This window comes from Ferruginibacter sp. (assembly GCF_014377975.1).
GTDB lineage: Bacteria > Bacteroidota > Bacteroidia > Chitinophagales > Chitinophagaceae > Ferruginibacter.
Genome location: NZ_JACMOO010000006.1, coordinates 24,386 through 41,795, shown reverse-complemented (window position 1 = coordinate 41,795; position 17,410 = coordinate 24,386). Strand labels below are relative to the sequence as shown.

14 protein-coding genes are annotated in these 17,410 nt (G+C 38.3%); 7 read left to right on the top strand and 7 right to left on the bottom strand.

Annotated features, from left to right (window positions below; translation table 11 throughout):
- The first annotated feature begins 131 nt into the window (after window positions 1–131).
- Both H7254_RS00535 and H7254_RS00530 read left to right on the top strand, forming a co-directional pair.
- Window positions 132–3,629 carry a methylmalonyl-CoA mutase family protein gene (locus tag H7254_RS00535; protein WP_301931112.1) on the top strand — a complete coding sequence of 1,166 codons (3,498 nt, stop codon included), beginning with the start codon at window positions 132–134 and terminating at the stop codon, window positions 3,627–3,629.
- Window positions 3,630–3,804: 175 nt separating this feature from the next.
- A complete protein-coding gene (locus tag H7254_RS00530; RefSeq protein WP_301931111.1) occupies window positions 3,805–4,671 on the top strand; it encodes an aldose 1-epimerase family protein in 867 nt (288 codons plus the stop codon).
- A gap of 352 nt (window positions 4,672–5,023) precedes the next feature.
- On the opposite strand, the gene H7254_RS00525 is transcribed toward H7254_RS00530, so the two are convergent.
- The 3 genes from H7254_RS00525 to H7254_RS00510 all read right to left on the bottom strand — a co-directional run bounded on the left by H7254_RS00525 (window position 5,024) and on the right by H7254_RS00510 (window position 6,004).
- Window positions 5,024–5,368 carry a hypothetical protein gene (locus H7254_RS00525; RefSeq protein ID WP_301931110.1) on the bottom strand — a complete coding sequence of 115 codons (345 nt, stop codon included), beginning with the start codon at window positions 5,366–5,368 and terminating at the stop codon, window positions 5,024–5,026.
- Between the two features lie 54 nt (window positions 5,369–5,422).
- Window positions 5,423–5,551 carry a hypothetical protein gene (locus tag H7254_RS00520; RefSeq protein WP_301931109.1) on the bottom strand — a complete coding sequence of 43 codons (129 nt, stop codon included), beginning with the start codon at window positions 5,549–5,551 and terminating at the stop codon, window positions 5,423–5,425.
- Window positions 5,552–5,878: 327 nt separating this feature from the next.
- Window positions 5,879–6,004 carry a hypothetical protein gene (locus H7254_RS00510; RefSeq protein ID WP_301931108.1) on the bottom strand — a complete coding sequence of 42 codons (126 nt, stop codon included), beginning with the start codon at window positions 6,002–6,004 and terminating at the stop codon, window positions 5,879–5,881.
- 793 nt (window positions 6,005–6,797) lie between these two features.
- Between H7254_RS00510 and H7254_RS00505 the strand changes: the two genes are divergently transcribed.
- Window positions 6,798–7,382 carry a type 1 glutamine amidotransferase domain-containing protein gene (locus tag H7254_RS00505; RefSeq protein ID WP_301931107.1) on the top strand — a complete coding sequence of 195 codons (585 nt, stop codon included), beginning with the start codon at window positions 6,798–6,800 and terminating at the stop codon, window positions 7,380–7,382.
- 25 nt (window positions 7,383–7,407) lie between these two features.
- A complete protein-coding gene (locus H7254_RS00500) occupies window positions 7,408–7,608 on the top strand; it encodes a DUF6496 domain-containing protein (RefSeq protein ID WP_301931106.1) in 201 nt (66 codons plus the stop codon).
- Window positions 7,609–7,776: 168 nt separating this feature from the next.
- On the opposite strand, the gene H7254_RS00495 is transcribed toward H7254_RS00500, so the two are convergent.
- Complete coding sequence (locus H7254_RS00495; RefSeq protein ID WP_301931105.1) at window positions 7,777–8,160, bottom strand: hypothetical protein; 384 nt, start codon at window positions 8,158–8,160, stop codon at window positions 7,777–7,779.
- A 395-nt stretch (window positions 8,161–8,555) separates the two neighbouring features.
- On the bottom strand, window positions 8,556–8,858 hold the full coding sequence (locus H7254_RS00490) for a hypothetical protein (protein WP_301931104.1): 303 nt from the start codon (window positions 8,856–8,858) through the stop codon (window positions 8,556–8,558).
- A 153-nt stretch (window positions 8,859–9,011) separates the two neighbouring features.
- Between H7254_RS00490 and H7254_RS00485 the strand changes: the two genes are divergently transcribed.
- On the top strand, window positions 9,012–9,812 hold the full coding sequence (locus H7254_RS00485; protein ID WP_301931103.1) for a carbohydrate-binding family 9-like protein: 801 nt from the start codon (window positions 9,012–9,014) through the stop codon (window positions 9,810–9,812).
- 56 nt (window positions 9,813–9,868) lie between these two features.
- Here the strand turns inward: H7254_RS00485 and H7254_RS00480 are convergent, their stop codons facing one another.
- Window positions 9,869–10,120: a hypothetical protein gene (locus tag H7254_RS00480; RefSeq protein ID WP_301931102.1), complete on the bottom strand. Its 252-nt coding sequence runs from the start codon at window positions 10,118–10,120 to the stop codon at window positions 9,869–9,871.
- Between the two features lie 388 nt (window positions 10,121–10,508).
- Complete coding sequence (locus H7254_RS00475) at window positions 10,509–11,795, bottom strand: amidohydrolase family protein (protein WP_301931101.1); 1,287 nt, start codon at window positions 11,793–11,795, stop codon at window positions 10,509–10,511.
- A 251-nt stretch (window positions 11,796–12,046) separates the two neighbouring features.
- Between H7254_RS00475 and H7254_RS00470 the strand changes: the two genes are divergently transcribed.
- Window positions 12,047–14,452: a bifunctional YncE family protein/alkaline phosphatase family protein gene (locus H7254_RS00470; protein ID WP_301931100.1), complete on the top strand. Its 2,406-nt coding sequence runs from the start codon at window positions 12,047–12,049 to the stop codon at window positions 14,450–14,452.
- A 271-nt stretch (window positions 14,453–14,723) separates the two neighbouring features.
- Entirely contained in the window at window positions 14,724–17,402 is a 2,679-nt protein-coding gene (locus tag H7254_RS00465) for a glucosidase (protein ID WP_301931099.1), read from the top strand.
- Window positions 17,403–17,410 lie beyond the last annotated feature (8 nt).

The window sequence follows — 17,410 nt, the reverse complement described above, 5'->3', positions numbered from 1 at the left end:
ACTGGATTTTCAGATACCTGCATATTGAGGAAAAACCTTTTTACCGCCTTTTCTTCAAATACAACTGCGAAAGAAAACTGTATTTTTGCAGTTGCCAACGATTGCACATTTACTTTTAATTTATAATCCAGATGCCTCCTGCAACAAATAATAAAATTCGTATTGTAACGGCTGCGGCCTTGTTCGATGGACACGATGCAGCTATTAATATCATGCGCCGGATACTACAGGCAAAGGGTGCAGAAATTATTCATCTGGGTCATAACAGAAGTGTGCATGAAATTGTAGAATGTGCCATTGAGGAAGATGCGCAGGCCATTGCCATTACAAGTTACCAGGGTGGCCATGTAGAGTTTTTTAAATACATGAAAGAACTGCTGAATGAAAATGGCTGCGGACATATAAAAATTTTTGGAGGCGGTGGCGGAACAATTTTACCTGTTGAAATAGAAGAACTGCACAAGTTCGGAATTACACGGATTTACAGCCCGGATGATGGAAGGACGATGGGATTGGAGGGGATGATTGAGGATGTAATAAAACAGGCAGGCTCACTATCTCCAGAAGAAAATATTTTGGAACAGACTTCAAACAATTCCTGTTTTGCATTGGGTGAAGTGAGAGACATTAAGAAAATTGCAAGCGCCATTACTCTTGCAGAAAATGGGGAAAAATTTACGGATTTACTTTACGAATTAAAAGAGGGATATTTAAAACTACACAGCACAAACAATTTTCCGTTGAAGGGTGAAAGGTCGGTAGTTGTTGGCATCACGGGAACTGGCGGTGCAGGTAAATCATCTGTTACAGATGAAATTGTCCGTCGTTTTTTAAACACGTATGTTGATAAAACCATCGCAGTAATTTCAGTAGATCCATCCAAGAAAAAAACAGGTGGTGCCTTGCTCGGTGATAGAATACGTATGAATGCAATCTCTTCTCCCAGGGCATATATGCGCAGCCTTGCAACAAGGGAAAGCGATATTGCATTGAGTAAATATGTGCAGGAAGCCATTGACATCTGCAAATCGGCAGGCTTTGATTTTATTATTTTGGAAAGTGCTGGTGTGGGCCAAAGTGATGCGTCTATTTTAGATTATGTAGATGTAAGCATGTATGTGATGACGCCGGAATATGGAGCTCCATCGCAACTGGAAAAAATAAATATGCTGGATTACGCCGATGTAATTTGTATCAATAAATTTGATAAAGCAGGTGCATTGGATGCCTTGCATGATGTACGCAGGCAATATAAACGTAACCATGAGCTATGGGATGCAAAAGAGGATGAATTGCCGGTAGTAGGAACCATTGCCTCACAGTTTAATGATTCCGGAATAAATGAGTTGTTTGAAAGACTCATGGAAATTGTGGCTAAAAAAACTGAGATAGAATTTAACGGTAAGATTATACACCATGCTCATATCAAGAATACCACCAGCCACTCAACCATAATACCGCCTAAAAGAGTACGATATTTATCAGAGATAGCAGAAACCATTGCAGAGTATGATGACTGGGTTAAAGAACAAAGTAAAACGGCAACAGCCTTATACCAGTTGCACGGAACGCTGCATTTGATTCAAACGCAGGCTATAGAAATCAATGTAACGGAACTGATACAATTAAAAAACAGGCTTGAAGAAAAGTTGCATTCCGATACAAAAAAAATACTCGCCAACTGGGCGTTTACCTGTGACCGTTACAGTAAGGATTTCTATGAATTTAAAGTAAGAGCTAAAATAATAAAGCAGCCGCTAACTTATACAAGTTTATCGGGTACTGTTATACCAAAAGTATTGCTGCCTAAATACAAAGACTGGGGCGATATTTTAAAATGGCAGTTGCAGGAAAATGTACCGGGAGAATTTCCTTTTACTGCAGGTGTATTTCCCTTAAAAAGGGAAGGCGAAGACCCGACAAGAATGTTTGCTGGCGAAGGCAGCCCGGAAAGAACTAACCGGCGCTTTCATTATGTAAGCATCGGTCAGCCTGCAAAGCGCCTTAGTACTGCATTTGACAGTGTTACGTTGTACGGGGAAGACCCTGCCCCCAGGCCAGATATTTATGGCAAAGTGGGCAATAGCGGTGTAAGCATTGCCACGGTGGATGATGCAAAAAAATTGTATAGTGGCTTCGATTTGTGCGACGCCAAAACATCTGTAAGCATGACCATTAATGGACCGGCACCTATGTTGCTTGCATTTTTTATGAATGCCGCCATTGATCAGCAATGTGAAAAATATATCATAGAAAATAATTTGAGAGAAGAAGCAAATAAGATTATCGAAGAAAATTATGATATTAAAACGTTACCAAAATACATAGGGGCCGTTTCCCCAAAAATTTCGTCGAATGGGGAGGCTTTAAATACATTGAGTAATTTGAGTGATTTCTTGAACAAAAATACTGTTGGACTTCCCGAAGGGAACAACGGTCTTGGTTTACGGTTACTAGGCTTAAGCGGGGAAGATGTTTTACCAAAAGAAGTGTATGAAAAAATTAAAGCGCATGCTTTGGCAACCGTGAGAGGAACCGTTCAGGCTGATATTTTAAAGGAAGACCAGGCACAAAATACCTGTATTTTTTCTACGGAATTTGCGTTAAAATTAATGGGCGATGTTCAGGAATATTTCATAGAAAATAAAGTACAAAATTTTTACAGTGTCAGCATTAGTGGATATCATATTGCAGAAGCTGGTGCCAACCCTATTACACAACTGGTTTTTACATTGGCCAATGGGTTTACCTATGTGGAATATTATTTAAGCCGGGGCATGAATATTGATGATTTTGCACCCAACTTATCTTTCTTTTTTAGTAATGGTATGGATCCCGAATATAGTGTGATTGGAAGGGTGGCAAGAAAGATATGGGCAAAGGCGATGAAGTATAAATACAAGGCGAATGAACGTTCACAAAAACTAAAATACCATATTCAAACTTCAGGACGTTCATTGCATGCTCAGGAAATTGATTTTAATGATATCCGTACAACCCTGCAGGCGCTGTATGCCATTTATGATAATTGCAGTTCGCTGCACACCAATGCCTATGATGAAGCTATTACAACACCTACAGAAGAAAGTGTACGCAGGGCAATGGCCATCCAGTTAATTATTAACCGTGAACTAGGTACTGCCAAAAATGAAAACCCAAACCAGGGAGCTTTTTTGATAGAAGAGTTGACAGACCTGGTAGAAACCGCGGTGCTGGCGGAATTTGAACGGTTATCAGAAAGAGGAGGTGTTCTGGGAGCTATGGAACGCATGTACCAGCGCAATAAAATTCAGGAAGAAAGTTTGTATTACGAAACGCTGAAACACACCGGTGAATATCCAATTATTGGTGTGAATACTTTTTTAAATAAAAACGGCAGCCCCACTATTTTACCATCAGAAGTTATCCGCAGTACCAAGGCAGAAAAAGATAACCAGATTGAAGCGGTTAACTTATTTCAGCAACGGCATAAAGATAAAGCGGTTGTAATGTTGCAGCAGTTGCAACAAGTAGCGGTAACTAACGGCAATCTTTTTACAGAACTAATGGAAACTGTTAAGTACTGTAGCTTAGGTCAAATTACCAATGCCTTGTACAGTGTAGGTGGTAAGTACCGGAGGAATATGTAGTTTTAATTAATAATTGATAATTAATAATTAAAAACCATTTTTGAATTGTAAAGAATTCGGGCAGGAAATTAATGTAGTTTTTGAGATTTATTCCAAAGGAGATTTCATAATTCATATTTCATCACTCATATTTCATAATTCATTTTTCATAATTCATATTTGATAACTAAACCGCATGGTCACAATTGAAAACGAAAAATTAAAGGCAGTTATATCTTCCAAGGGAGCCGAATTACAAAGTCTGATCAATAAAGAAACTGGTATTGAATATATGTGGAGTGGGGATGTTGCTTATTGGGGAAAACACAGTCCGGTACTGTTTCCCATTGTAGGTTCATTAAAAGCTGATACCTATTTTTATAAAGAAAAAGCCTACCATCTTTCCCGCCATGGTTTTGCCAGAGACAAAATTTTTTTAAAAGACCAGTTGAGTCTGGATGAAGCCGTGTTTACATTGACACAGGATACGGAAACACTGGCATTGTATCCATTTGCTTTTATATTGCGATTGCGTTACCGGTTGGATGATAACCAACTTACCGTAACCTATGAAGTGAGCAATAGCGGTTACGATGAGTTACTATTTTCTGTTGGTGCACATCCCGCATTTGCTGTACCTGTTGTTAAGGGAACTGACTATGATGATTATTATCTAAACTTTAATTCAACAGAACAACTGTACCGGTGGAAGTTGCAAGATGGATTAATTGCTGATCACGCCGTACCATTGCCCACACAAAATGGGATACTTCCCCTAGGGCATGAACTATTTTATGAAGATGCCATCGTATTAAAACATATGCAAAGTAATCGGATTGCAATCGGCTGTACCAAACATGCGCATGGCATTCATTTTAATTTCAACCACTTTCCTTTTTTCGGAATTTGGGCAGCTAAAGATGCCAATTTTATTTGCCTTGAACCCTGGTGCGGTATTGCAGACAGCGTAAATAGTAATCAGCAGCTAACAGATAAAGAAGGCATCAATAACCTGCCTGCCAATTCAAAATGGCAACGAAGCTGGATGGTGGAATGTTTTTAATAAACGGAGTCAATATCGGAAATGTTAATATAGTCATTTAAGTTTTTTATAGTAATATCCAGCCAGTGCTAACAAATTCTTTACTTCTTTATAAGGAATATCGTTGGCAACAACCCGTAAAATATTGTCGTAGTACTGGAGATCTACATTTTATTTATAAATCGCCGGATGCATATTTAAAGTGCTTTTGATAGCACTGATATGGTTAACATCGGTTAGGTTGGTTTTAAAAAAAGTAGCTGCATAGCGCTGTTTTTATTGAATGATACGGTTGTTAAATCGTAACTTTTAAAAAACAACAGGCAGAGGATTTCACTAAAATTATACCTGATAATACACCGGATTTATTGATTTATATCAGTGGTTCAGGCCTCTGCATATTCCATCTTCCGCCAAAACGGTTTTTCCATTCCGACTGAAATTTTTCTTTTTCTTCCAGCGTCATACTGGCCATTTTTTCCTGGAATTTCATTTTCCATTGCCTGCCTCTTTCGGAACTACCGCGCCGGAAGCCGCCAAATAATATTTTACTCAACAATAAAATACCCAGCGCCTGTATAAACGTAATTGTATTTACACCCAATACTGCCGGCAACAGGGCGTTCCATAAACCCATTACAATAAATGCAACCAGCAGCAACATCGCTGTAAAGAAGACGAAAAACATTAATCCTTTTTTAATCCAGTATTTTTTCATTTTTTTATTTTTGCAAGCCTGTAGTCATTCAATTTAATGAGAGGGCTTCGATTTTTAATAATTTAATAATTCATCTTTTAAAATGTGTAATTGTTCTCTTAAATGTAATACCGCATAGCGTTTTCGGCTGATGAGTGTGGCCACACTAACACCTGTTATTGCTTCCATATCTTTAAAAGACATGCCACTCATTTCATGTTAAATAAATACTTCCCGCTGTTCGGCCGGCAACTCATTTAGGGCCAGTTGAAGTTCGTCTCAGAATATATTGCGCAGGTATTCCATTTCGGGGTTGGTATCAGATGGCAGCAAAATTTCCTTCCAGTCAAAACTATCTTCTTCTGTTGAAGACGGGCTGAAGATATCATCTGCCAATGGGAGTTTCTTTTTACGGTAACTATCAGTTATTTTATTAGTCGCTACTTTAAATAACCAACTACTGGCCTGCTTGAGTGGTTCCGTGTTTCCTGCAAACTGGTACAGTACATCTTGTAAAATATCTTCCGCATCTTACGGACTGGCTACCCTTTTTTTAATAAAGCCAAGCAAGCGCTTGCTCATACTTTTTATTATATCGGTGATATTTTTGTCATGCTCATCGCTCATCGCCGTTAATATAGTCAGTACATCTTCCATGTATATCTGTCAGACGTATAACCATACTCCATATTTTAAAGTTGACAAATTATTTTGCAGGTTCATTGCTAAATCAAATAATGTTATTTGAATTTGTACGATTGAATATCTAACCCTCACAAGATAATGTGTAAAATAAGTCAGAAAATATTTTTCCAGCGGTATCTTTTAAAATTACAACCGATGATTTTTAGGGTACATGTTGTTGCCGAAACAGACAAAGTGTGCTGTTTGTATAAATGGTTTCTTATTGTATGCAACAATAAATATATCAACAATATTTTTGTGAAATAAACTATTGGCTGTTCAGGTTTTGGGCATAAAGAATGTCGGGTATTTCTTATCCGGATAAACTGACAGCCACCAAACTTTTGTAAATCAGGGAGTATGTATGTATGCTAGCTAGCGGAATGAGGCAGTTTATACACAGTTTGTAAATCATAAATTTTTTTGCGGCATAAGTTACCCATTCCTGCCAGATGATATTATTAGCAGTGGTGCGGTTATTTATTACCGTTTTCATATCGTACTTTTTTTTGTATTTTTTTGGTTATAGAAAAACAACTTTTAAAATTTTTACAGGCGAAATTTTGGATGCGCTTCATCTAAAAAATGTGAACTATTATTTTAATAATACCGCCTTTACCCATGGCATAAAAAATGCACAAAATTTTCAGTAAGATTTCAACAGCATTGCGCAGAAAAAAATTGTTACATAAAAAATTATGAATCAACGGCACGATTTTTTTTACTACCTATTTAAATATTTTCACCTCATTAAAAATTAGAAATTATGACAACCCCAAGTTTAACTGGTAAAAAAATAGCCATTATTACAGAAAATGGTTTTGAAGAAATAGAACTTACCAGCCCTAAAAAGGCACTGGAAGAAGCAGGCGCTACCGTGCATATTATTTCAACGCACCAAACGGTTAAAGCCTGGGATGCAGATCATTGGTCTATTGAGTTACCAGTTGATGCAGACATAACCCAGGTAAGCAGCGATGATTATGACGCCTTGCTGATACCAGGTGGAGTAATAAACCCGGATAAAATGAGAATGCAAAAGCCATTTATTTCTTTTACCCAGGAATTTTTAGAAGCAGGCAAGCCGGTAGCAGCTATTTGTCACGGGCCGCAGTTATTAATTGAAACCGGTTTGATAAAAGGAAAAGAAATGACTTCTTATCCATCTTTAAAAACAGACATTACAAACGCCGGTGCATATTGGTTAGATAAAGAAGTGGTAACTGATAACGGACTTATTACCAGCCGAAGCCCCGAAGATTTACCGGCCTTTAATAAAAAAATTATTGAAGAATTTGCAGAAGGTATTCACTTAACAAGAAATTCGCTTGCTCCCAGTGATGTTAATTAATGTGATAACGTTTAAATATTAACCAATGGTAAAGTATTCCAAGGAGGCTCAAAAAAGTGTAAAATCATCCATCAAAAAAATGGAGAACGGTACACTAAAAATTGGCAAATCAAATAAAAAAGTTACCGATACAAAACAGGCCATCGCAATCGGACTTTCAGAGGCAAGGGAGAAAGGCGCCAAAGTGCCTTCAAAGAAATCACCGACACCTTCTGCAAAAAAATAATCATTGAATAACTTATAAGTATTATACTCCCCGGTTAATTATTTAGCCGGGTAGTACAATTTGTAATAGTTAGAAATGAACCAGATTACAAAGTGTTTACTACTACCTGGATGTATGGATGTGTGCCTATTTAAAATTTTCTTACACATCTTGTCGTATTTTAAAACATTACCGGTCACCCTGGTCTGCCTCACTATAACTGTTATTTTCTTCATCTTCTTCACCAATCATTTCATCTGCATCATCCAGGTCTGCACCCGGTACATCCAGGTCTCCACCTGTTAAATCACCTCCTTCGTTTAGTGCGTCCCCATCTTCATCTTCGTTGTCTACCTGAGCATTCTCTTCATTTATATCATCCTGTTCCATTCCTGCTCCGGCATTGTCTAATAAATCCAGTTCAGTTTTTGTGATGGTAGCGTCCTTGTCTTTTTCATTATTTTCAGAAATAATGTCGTCAGGGTTGACTGCAGCATAATTGCGGATCTTTTCTGAAGAATTTGTTCCAACTATATCCGAAGGTGAATTGCTATCGTTTTTTTGTGTTGTCATTGTATATTTTTTATAAGGAAATGATGCAAAAGCGTGCCAATAAAAAAGAATATAATTTACCTGCAAAGCCCATTAAATAAAATCCAGCTGGCTTCCTTAAATAATAATATGATGTACAGGATGGCGTCTTTAAATTTATTATTTATTTAGCTAAGAAGTGGTACACAATTTGGATATTGTTGATATCTCCTTTCAAATTTATCCATCTTATGTTTGTGGATGTAAGTGTGTGATGGAAGGGTCCGGCATTCAACAACTCCATATATCTAGAGCCGCCTCTATAAAAAAGAGTCGGCTCTTACATTTTAATTCAAAAAATAATCTAAAAACGGTACTGGTGTACAAGTTTGTTATAGCGTGTAAACAAACATTGGCCCACTTTACGTTATCGTAAATTATCTTTTAAATTCATCTTTATCATCTTCTTCTTCAACATTTTCCAGTTCATCCACATCATCTGGTGTGGTTAAAAAATTATCTTCATCTGCTATGGTGTCTGTGGTGGCTGCATCCAGTGCATAGGCCTCATCTTCCATATCATCCTCTTCCAACGAATCCAGTTCATCTGCTGTAATTTCGTCATCTTCATTTATTAGGTTCAATTGGTCATCGCCCTCTGTTGAGGCCGCATATTCCATTGTGTCATGTTTCAGTTCCGGGGCAATAGGGTCAGCTTCAACATCTTTATTCTTTTTCATAATTATTTGTTTTACTTACCAACAAAAAAAGTATGCCATAATCACTTCTTTTCTAAAAAAAAATTTCAAAATAGATTTATTAAAAAATAAATTGAAAGCAGTATGGTAAAAGTTTTACTCTTTTTTCGATGTATTTTTATTTAAAATTGAGGCATGAAAAAGACGGATTACATAGCTAAAAAAATTGCCACTGCCATTGCCATTGACGGTAATATTGAAAAGGAAGTGTGGCGACAGGCAAACTGGAGTAAACGCTTTGTGGATATGGTGAGTGGCGATGTCGGAATGTATAATACCCAGTGTGCTATCCTATGGAATGACACTTATTTATACATTGCCTTTAGGGCTGAAGAACCATTTGTATCTGCAACCCTTACAGAAAGAGATAGTATTATTTTTTTAGAAAACGACCTGGAGCTTTTTATAGAAGGCAAAGACTGTTATTACGAGCTGGAGGTAAATGCTGCAAATACCTTGTACGAAGTATTTTTTATATGGAAAGATGCTTACATAAAAAATGGCAGATTTGATATACCCCTGTTTGATGTACACCAGCACCAGACCTATACTTTTGGTGGCGATTACGACCGCATTGGTGCAAGTTTTTGGAAAGGCACTCATCCACGTGGCATACGCTGGGCTTTTACAAATTTTGACATGCCTGGTTTGCAAACTGCCGTTCAGGTTCAGGGAACATTGAATGATAATAGTGATGTTGACCAGGGCTGGTCTTTGGAACTGGCTATACCGTGGAACAGCCTGAAAATAATTGATGAAGCAAGAGCTGTGCCTCCGGTCAGCGGAGATGCATGGACAATGTTTTTAGGTAGGTTCCAAAAATTTATGCCCGGAGGTGTTGAGATTGTGCCCCACCCTGCAATGGCATTAAATTGTCATGGTGTTTACGATACGCATTTAACTGAAAAGTGGAGTAATATCGTGTTTGAAGATTGAGTGCCACTTTAAGCTTTTGCTTAAAACAGGAGGCTTCTTTGCAATCAGATAAAATCTTATAAATATCTGAGATTATTTTGGGGGGTATTTTTTTGCGCCATTCCTGTTAATACAGCGGCAGATTTAAATTTTTTATTGATAACCTCGTTTATCCAGTAAAGCTGGCTTACACCCGCATGTAATAATCCTTCTCCAAGATCCGATTCAGTATAAAGGTAAGGAGTACTTTTTTTGCCAGTTGTATTTTTAGTTTGCATTTGGTTTTTCATTTTATAGGTATTTGTTACAAGCTCAATATGTTTCTTCATTATTATCAGTTTTACCAATATTTCAATAAAACCGTGCCAGTACTTTTACTACAGGTATCGATATTTGCCAAATGAATAAACGGGAAAACAGGAATTAAATTGCGGCAATTAATTCTACAATAGGTATTTTTTTCCTGATAAATTGAAGTGGTGCTTATATCTTTTTAATTATAATAAAGTTGACATATGCTGCCTATAAAATAAAGTATAGCCAAACAGCCAGAATTACTTGCAATAAAAAATACGTATAAACGAAGATAAATTTGTTGCAGCAGGTACTTGCTATTTTAGTAGTATTATAGTCCGTTTGCTGAAATAGTCAGATTATATTCATTAAATGCATAAAAAGAATAGGGGTATCATTATTGGAAAATAAAAAGCTATTACTTTATTTTGAAGATTTATACACCACGCCGTCTTTCATTACCCACTGTACATCGCTCAATGCCTGGATATTTTTTGACGGGTCATTTTTTACTGCGATAATATCTGCAAGGTTACCGGCTTTCAGCTCACCAAGTAATGGCTGGTCCAGCAGGGCAGAAGCATTGATGGTAGCGGTTTGTATGGCCTGCAGCGGCGTGTAACCAAACTGCACCAGGTATTCAAAATCTTTCGATTCAGGTATGTTCCAGTCGTACCCGCCGATGTCTGTTCCGTAAGCAATTTTTACACCCGCCTTCATGGCTTTTTTAAACAATGCAGGTTCAGATTCAGCAAAATATTTATTGATAGGGCTGCCTCCTTTTGCACGGCCGTCAGCTACAAATTCATTTACATAAATGGTGGGGCACCAATATACATTTTTTTGCACCATCAGGGCAATGCATTCATCATCCATACCGAAGCCATGTTCAATGGATGCTGCACCCGCATTTATAGCGGCAAGAATACCATCTCTTGTTACGGCATGTGCAGCCAGCTTTCGGCGGCTTCGGAGTGTTTCGTCGCCAATGGCCATTATCTCCTCGGTGGTAAAATTTGCACTGCTGCGGTAACTCCCATCAGATAGTTTATAATATCCCCTGTCGGCATAAATTTTTATCCAGTCGGCACCGTGGGCAATCTGCTGCCGCACTGCTTTGCGGGCTTCATCAGCACCGGTAATTTCCTGCAGGCCCTTTGGCAAGGTTAGCTCCCAGGCATAGTCTTTTTCGCTGATGGGGTAATGCCCCGTGGTGTTGATGGCCAATGTTGACACAAACATCCTTGGCCCGGGCACAATATTATTTTTGATTGATTTTTTCAGATCTACATCAGCAAAGCCTGCACCTTCTGTACCCAGGTCTCGGATGGTGGTAAAACCTTGCTGCAAAGCAATATTACAACTCCGCACTGCCCTGATAGTACGGTAGGGAACAGACTCTTTTAAAATTTGTACATCGTAATCTTCTGAAGTAATATCACCCTGTAGTAAAACATGCGTATGGCAATCTATCATTCCAGGCAGTACTGTATAGGCGGAAAGATCAATTACAGTGTCGGCTTTTATTTTTGCTATTGCACCCGGTGGCAAAATATTCTCAATACTGTTTCCTTTAACTACAATGATTACGTTTTTATTTAACTGCCCGCTACGAACATCTAACACCTGTCCGCATTTAAGCAATGTTATTTTTTGCGCCTGCGCAGAAAAAAGTAAAAAACTGAAAAGTAAAAAAAGCAAGATTTTCATCAGATTATTTTTAAGACTTTAAAGTACAACATTCCTTTCATAAACGGTATTTATAAAAATTTAATCCTCGTTACTTCCACATCAATCCGGTTTTCCTTTCATCCCTGGAATGAGGTTTAATTCAAAGCCGGTTTATTTTTTTAAAATTTATTTTAAAAACCAAAACGGCAATTATTGTTTTTAACTTAATGTAGTGCAAAACATGCCGCATGACTGTATTTTGTATCTTTATTACTTATTTAAAAGTTTGTATGAAAAAATATTATATCCCATTTTTGGTATTGTTGACAGCACTAAACAGTACCGCACAAAAAACAGTTACACTGCCCAATGGCTGGCAATTATCTCCCGCAGGTAAAAGTTTTATGCTGGGCGATTTACCGTTGAACATGGCAGTAAGCAAAAGTAAAAAATGGATGGCCGTTACCAACAACGGTCAAAGTACCCAAAGTCTGCAATTGATAGATATTGCTGCAGAAAAAGTAATTGACAATATTGAAATTGCTAAAAGCTGGCTGGGACTGCTTTTTAGCGCTGATGAAAAATATTTGTATGCAGGGGGGGGAAACGATAACCGGATATTAAAATATGCCATTGTGAAAAATAAATTGGTATTAAAAGATAGTATTTCATTGGGTGCCAAATGGCCCAATAAAATTTCTCCTGCGGGCATGGCCATTGATGATGCGAAACATATTTTGTATGTGGTAACTAAAGACAACAACGCATTGTACATCGTAAACCTGCTTAGCAAAAAAGTGGTTCAAAAAATACAACTGGAAGCAGAAGCTTATACCTGTTTATTGTCACCCAATAAAAAGAAATTGTATATCAGTTGCTGGGGATGTGATAAAGTGGTGGTGTTTGATACGGATAAAAAAGTCATTTCAAAGCAGGTTGCAGTAGGAGATAATCCCAATGATCTTTGCCTGACCGCCGATGGAAAATATTTATTCGTTGCCAATGCGAATGATAATTCTGTTAGTGTGATTGATGTAGCAAAAGTAGAAGTGATTGAAACACTGTCAGCGTCCCTGTTTGCCGGTGCACCTCCCGGCAGTACCACCAACGCCCTGGCATTAAGTCCCGATGAAAAAACATTGTACATTGCCAATGCCGATAACAATTGCCTGGCGGTTTTTGATGTAAGCAAACCAGGGGATAGTAAGTCGAAAGGATTTATTCCTGTGGGCTGGTATCCCACTTGTGTAAAAGCAATAGGTAAAAAAATATGGGTTACCAACGGCAAGGGCTTTACCTCAAAGGCCAACCCTTACGGGCCAAATCCAATGAACGAAAAACACAAAGTAGTCTTTCAGGGAGATGATAAATCTGCACCTGTAAAAGAGCAGTATATTGGTGGGTTGTTTATAGGAACCATGAGTGTGATTGATATCCCGTCACCGCAACAACTAAGCGAGTATGCACAACAGGTTTATCACAATACACCCTATAACAAAGAAAAAGAAACAACCAGCCAGGGGGAGCAGGGTAATCCTATTCCGCAAAAAATCGGCAACCCTTCTCCCATCAAACATGTGTTTTATATTGTAAAAGAAAACCGAACATACGACCAGGTTTTGGGTGATGTAACCGAAGGCAATGGCGATACCAGCCTGGTGTTATTTGGTGAAAAAGTTACACCCAATCAACACAAACTGGTAAAAGATTTTGTATTACTGGATAATTTTTATGTGGATGGGGAAGTAAGTGCAGACGGTCATAACTGGAGTCTGGGTGCTTATGCAACTGATTACCTTGAAAAGAACTGGGTAACAAGTTATGGTGGCCGCGGTGGTGAATATGATGCAGAAGGAACCAGGAAAGTAGCCAATAACAAAGGTGACTTTATTTGGGGTGCCTGTAAAAAGGCAGGTGTTAGTTACCGAACTTATGGAGAGTTTGCAGATAATTACAAAGCCAATATTCCTGTGCTGGAAAATCATTTTTGTCCCTTCTATACCAGTTGGGACCAGCATGTGAGAGACACCACGAGGGTAGGGCAGTGGAAAAGAGACTTTGATTCTTTGGTAGCCATTAATGCATTATCACAACTGAATACTTTTAGATTAATCAACGATCATACGGAAGGCATGAAAAAAGGAAGGCCAACTCCTTTCGCACATGTTGCAGATAACGATCTTGCTGTGGGTATGTTTATTGATTACCTGAGCAAAAGCCCGGTATGGAAAGAGAGTGTTGTTTTTATTTTGGAAGATGATGCACAAAACGGTCCGGATCATGTAGATGCACACCGCAGCCCTGTCTATATTGCGGGGCCTTATGTAAAAAGAAATTTTGTGGATCATACCCCGTATACTACCAGCGGAATTTTGCGTACAATAGAATTGATTTTAGGTATTGCGCCTATGAGTCAGTATGATGCGGCCGCAACCCCGCTATGGCGCAGCTTTACAGCGGTGCCTGATGCAGCCACGTTTACAGCATTGCCTGCACAGGTAGACATCACTGAGAAAAATTTGGTATGGAACGAGCTCTCTAAAAAATCTGCAGGTTTCGATTTTAGCAAAGAAGACCGTGTACCCGATCTGGAATTTAGTGAAGTAATCTGGAAGGGTGTAAAAGGAATTTATTCCACCATGCCTGCACCAAAACGGGCTGCGTTTGTTAGGGTGGCGGAGAAAGAAGTTGATTGAGCGTCATTAAGAAAGATTTGTTTTTTATTACAAAAAATATTTACGTGAACTGATTTTTTTTAAGGCAATAGCTTTAAGGAAAATTAAAAATCTGTTTGCAATTATATTACAACTATGTAATTTTTCCGTCACCGCTTCAATTGATTGAAGCATTAATTTTAGCATTCACATTATCCGGTCGTTCAAAATGACTTATTTTTATCACTATTTGAATATTGTGGTATGGCCATCGTTTCCATATTGGAAACTCCATACTATATAAAATAGTAACATGTCAGCAGAACACAACCGGTTATCCATCAATTCAAAAAAATCTATTCCCCTGGAACAATGGGGGCCTTACCTCAGCGAAAGGCAATGGGGAACGGTAAGAGAAGACTACGGTCATTTTGGTGATGCATGGGGATACCTGCCATTCGATCAGTCGCATTTTAGAACCTATCGCTGGGGCGAGGATGGAATTGCAGGTATTTCTGATTATTTTCAAAATTTATGTTTTGCGGTGGCCTTCTGGAATGGCAAAGATAAAATTTTAAAAGAGCGTTTATTTGGCCTCGGAAATTACGAAGGCAATCATGGTGAAGATGTAAAGGAATTATATTATTACCAGGATAATATTCCTACTCATTATTACATGGAATATTTATACAAATATCCACAGAATGAATTTCCCTATGAAGATCTTAAGGCCACCAACCGAAGCAGGACAATGCTTGATCCTGAATATGAAATACTGGATACCGGGGTATTTGATGCCGATGAATATTTTGATGTGAATATCACCTATGCTAAACAGAATTCCCAGGATATTTTTATAAAGATTGATATAACTAACCGGGGAATTAATATGGCACCTCTTACTGTATTGCCCACCTTGTGGTTTTACAACCGGTGGAGCTACTCGCCGGATGAACCCAAACCTTGTATACGGTATTTGACTAAAACATCCGTTCAGGTTAATCACAAGCGGTTGGGAGAGTATTACTTTTATTTTCAGAATCCGGATGATTGTCTGTTTACAGAAAACGAAACCAACCTGAATAAGGTAAACGGCGCAGTAAATGAAACACCCTTTGTAAAAGATGCTTTTCACGACGCAATTATTGAAGGAACTAACCGCAAAAGGCTTAGGAATAAAAATGAGGGTACTAAATTTTCGCCGGTATATGAATTAAAAGTTAAAGGAGGAGAAACCAAAACTATTTATTGCAGGCTTACCAACAAGGCGGATGTCAAGCCTTTTATAAATGGGTTTGAAAAAATTTTTGCCGTTAGAAAACAGGAGGCAGATGAATTTTATAAAGTTATTCTGCCTGATAACATATCAGATGATCTTAAGAATATACAACGTAAGGCGCTGGCTGGAATGTTATGGAGTAAACAGTATTATCATTATGATGTGAAGCGCTGGCTTACAACCAGCGATGGAATTACTCCTGTAAATGAGGGCAAAAGCAAAGGGCGAAATAATGACTGGACCCATTTAAAAAACCAGGATATAATTGCGATGCCTGACAAATGGGAATATCCATGGTATGCCGCATGGGACCTTGCTTTTCATTGTATTTCGCTGGTAATGGTAGATCCGGAATTTGCCAAGAATCAGCTATTGCTGATTATGAGGGAATGGTATATGAAACCCGATGGACAATTGCCTGCCTATGAATGGAATTTTAGCGATGTAAATCCTCCGGTACAGGCATGGGCCGCCATGGAAGTTTACCGGATAGAAAAAGAAACCTGCGGCACCGGCGACATCATTTTTCTAAAAAGAGTATTTCAAAAATTACTAATCAATTTTACCTGGTGGATCAACAGGAAAGACCGCAATGGAAATAATATTTTTGAAGGCGGGTTTTTAGGACTTGATAATATTGGTGTTTTTAACCGCAGTCACAACCTGTCTGATCAAATGCAGTTGCAACAGGCGGATGGCACCAGCTGGATGGGGATGTATGCACTTAATATGATGGACATGGCACTGGAGATTGCCAAACACGATATTGCATTTGAAGATACGGCTACTAAATTTTTTGAACATTTTGTATTGATTTCAGAAGCGTTGAACAGCCATAGTCTGTGGAATGAAGAAGATAAATTTTATTACGATTCTTTGCGCATTGGCAATGCAGATCCATTACCTATGCGCATACAGAGTATTGTTGGATTAACGAGCTTATTTGCAGTAAGTATAATGGATAAGGAAGTATTTGAACGCCTTCCCGATTTTAAAAAGAGAGTGGCCTGGTTTGAAAATTACCGGTCGAAAAATAACCTTTTCTGGCCCAATGAAGAACGCGGTGATGGAGAAGAAATTTTAATATCCCTGGTTAAAAAAGACAGGCTGATTCATTTACTGCACAGGATGCTGAATGAGGAGGAATTTTTATCCCACGGAGGTATCAGAGCTTTGTCAAAATATCATGAAGCTCATCCTTACTCTGTTACGATTGACGGAACGAAGTATGAAATTCAATATGATCCCGGTGATTCTACTAGCAACCTGTTTGGAGGTAACAGTAACTGGCGGGGGCCTGTATGGATACCGATCAATTACCTGATCATTCGTTCAATCAGAAAATACGGTGAATTTTATGGGGATAATCTTAAAGTTGAATGTCCGGTAGGTTCGGGCGTATTTCTAAATTTAATGGATGTTTCCAAAGTATTAACTGAAAGGGTAGTGAGCCTTTTAGCAATTGATGAAAAAGGGGAACGCAAACTAAACGGCAATCAAAACTGGTTCTATAAAAAAACTGGCAACGAAAAGCTTGTTCTCTTTTATGAATATTTTCATGGCGATACAGGAAGTGGTTTAGGTGCCAGTCACCAAACAGGCTGGACTTCTTTGATAGCAGACCTTATAGGAAGCTGCGAAGTAAAGAAGGTAGAATGGAAAGAAGGAACCGGCTATGAAGTTTTTATCGATGAGGATGAAGAAGACGGTTAAACATTATA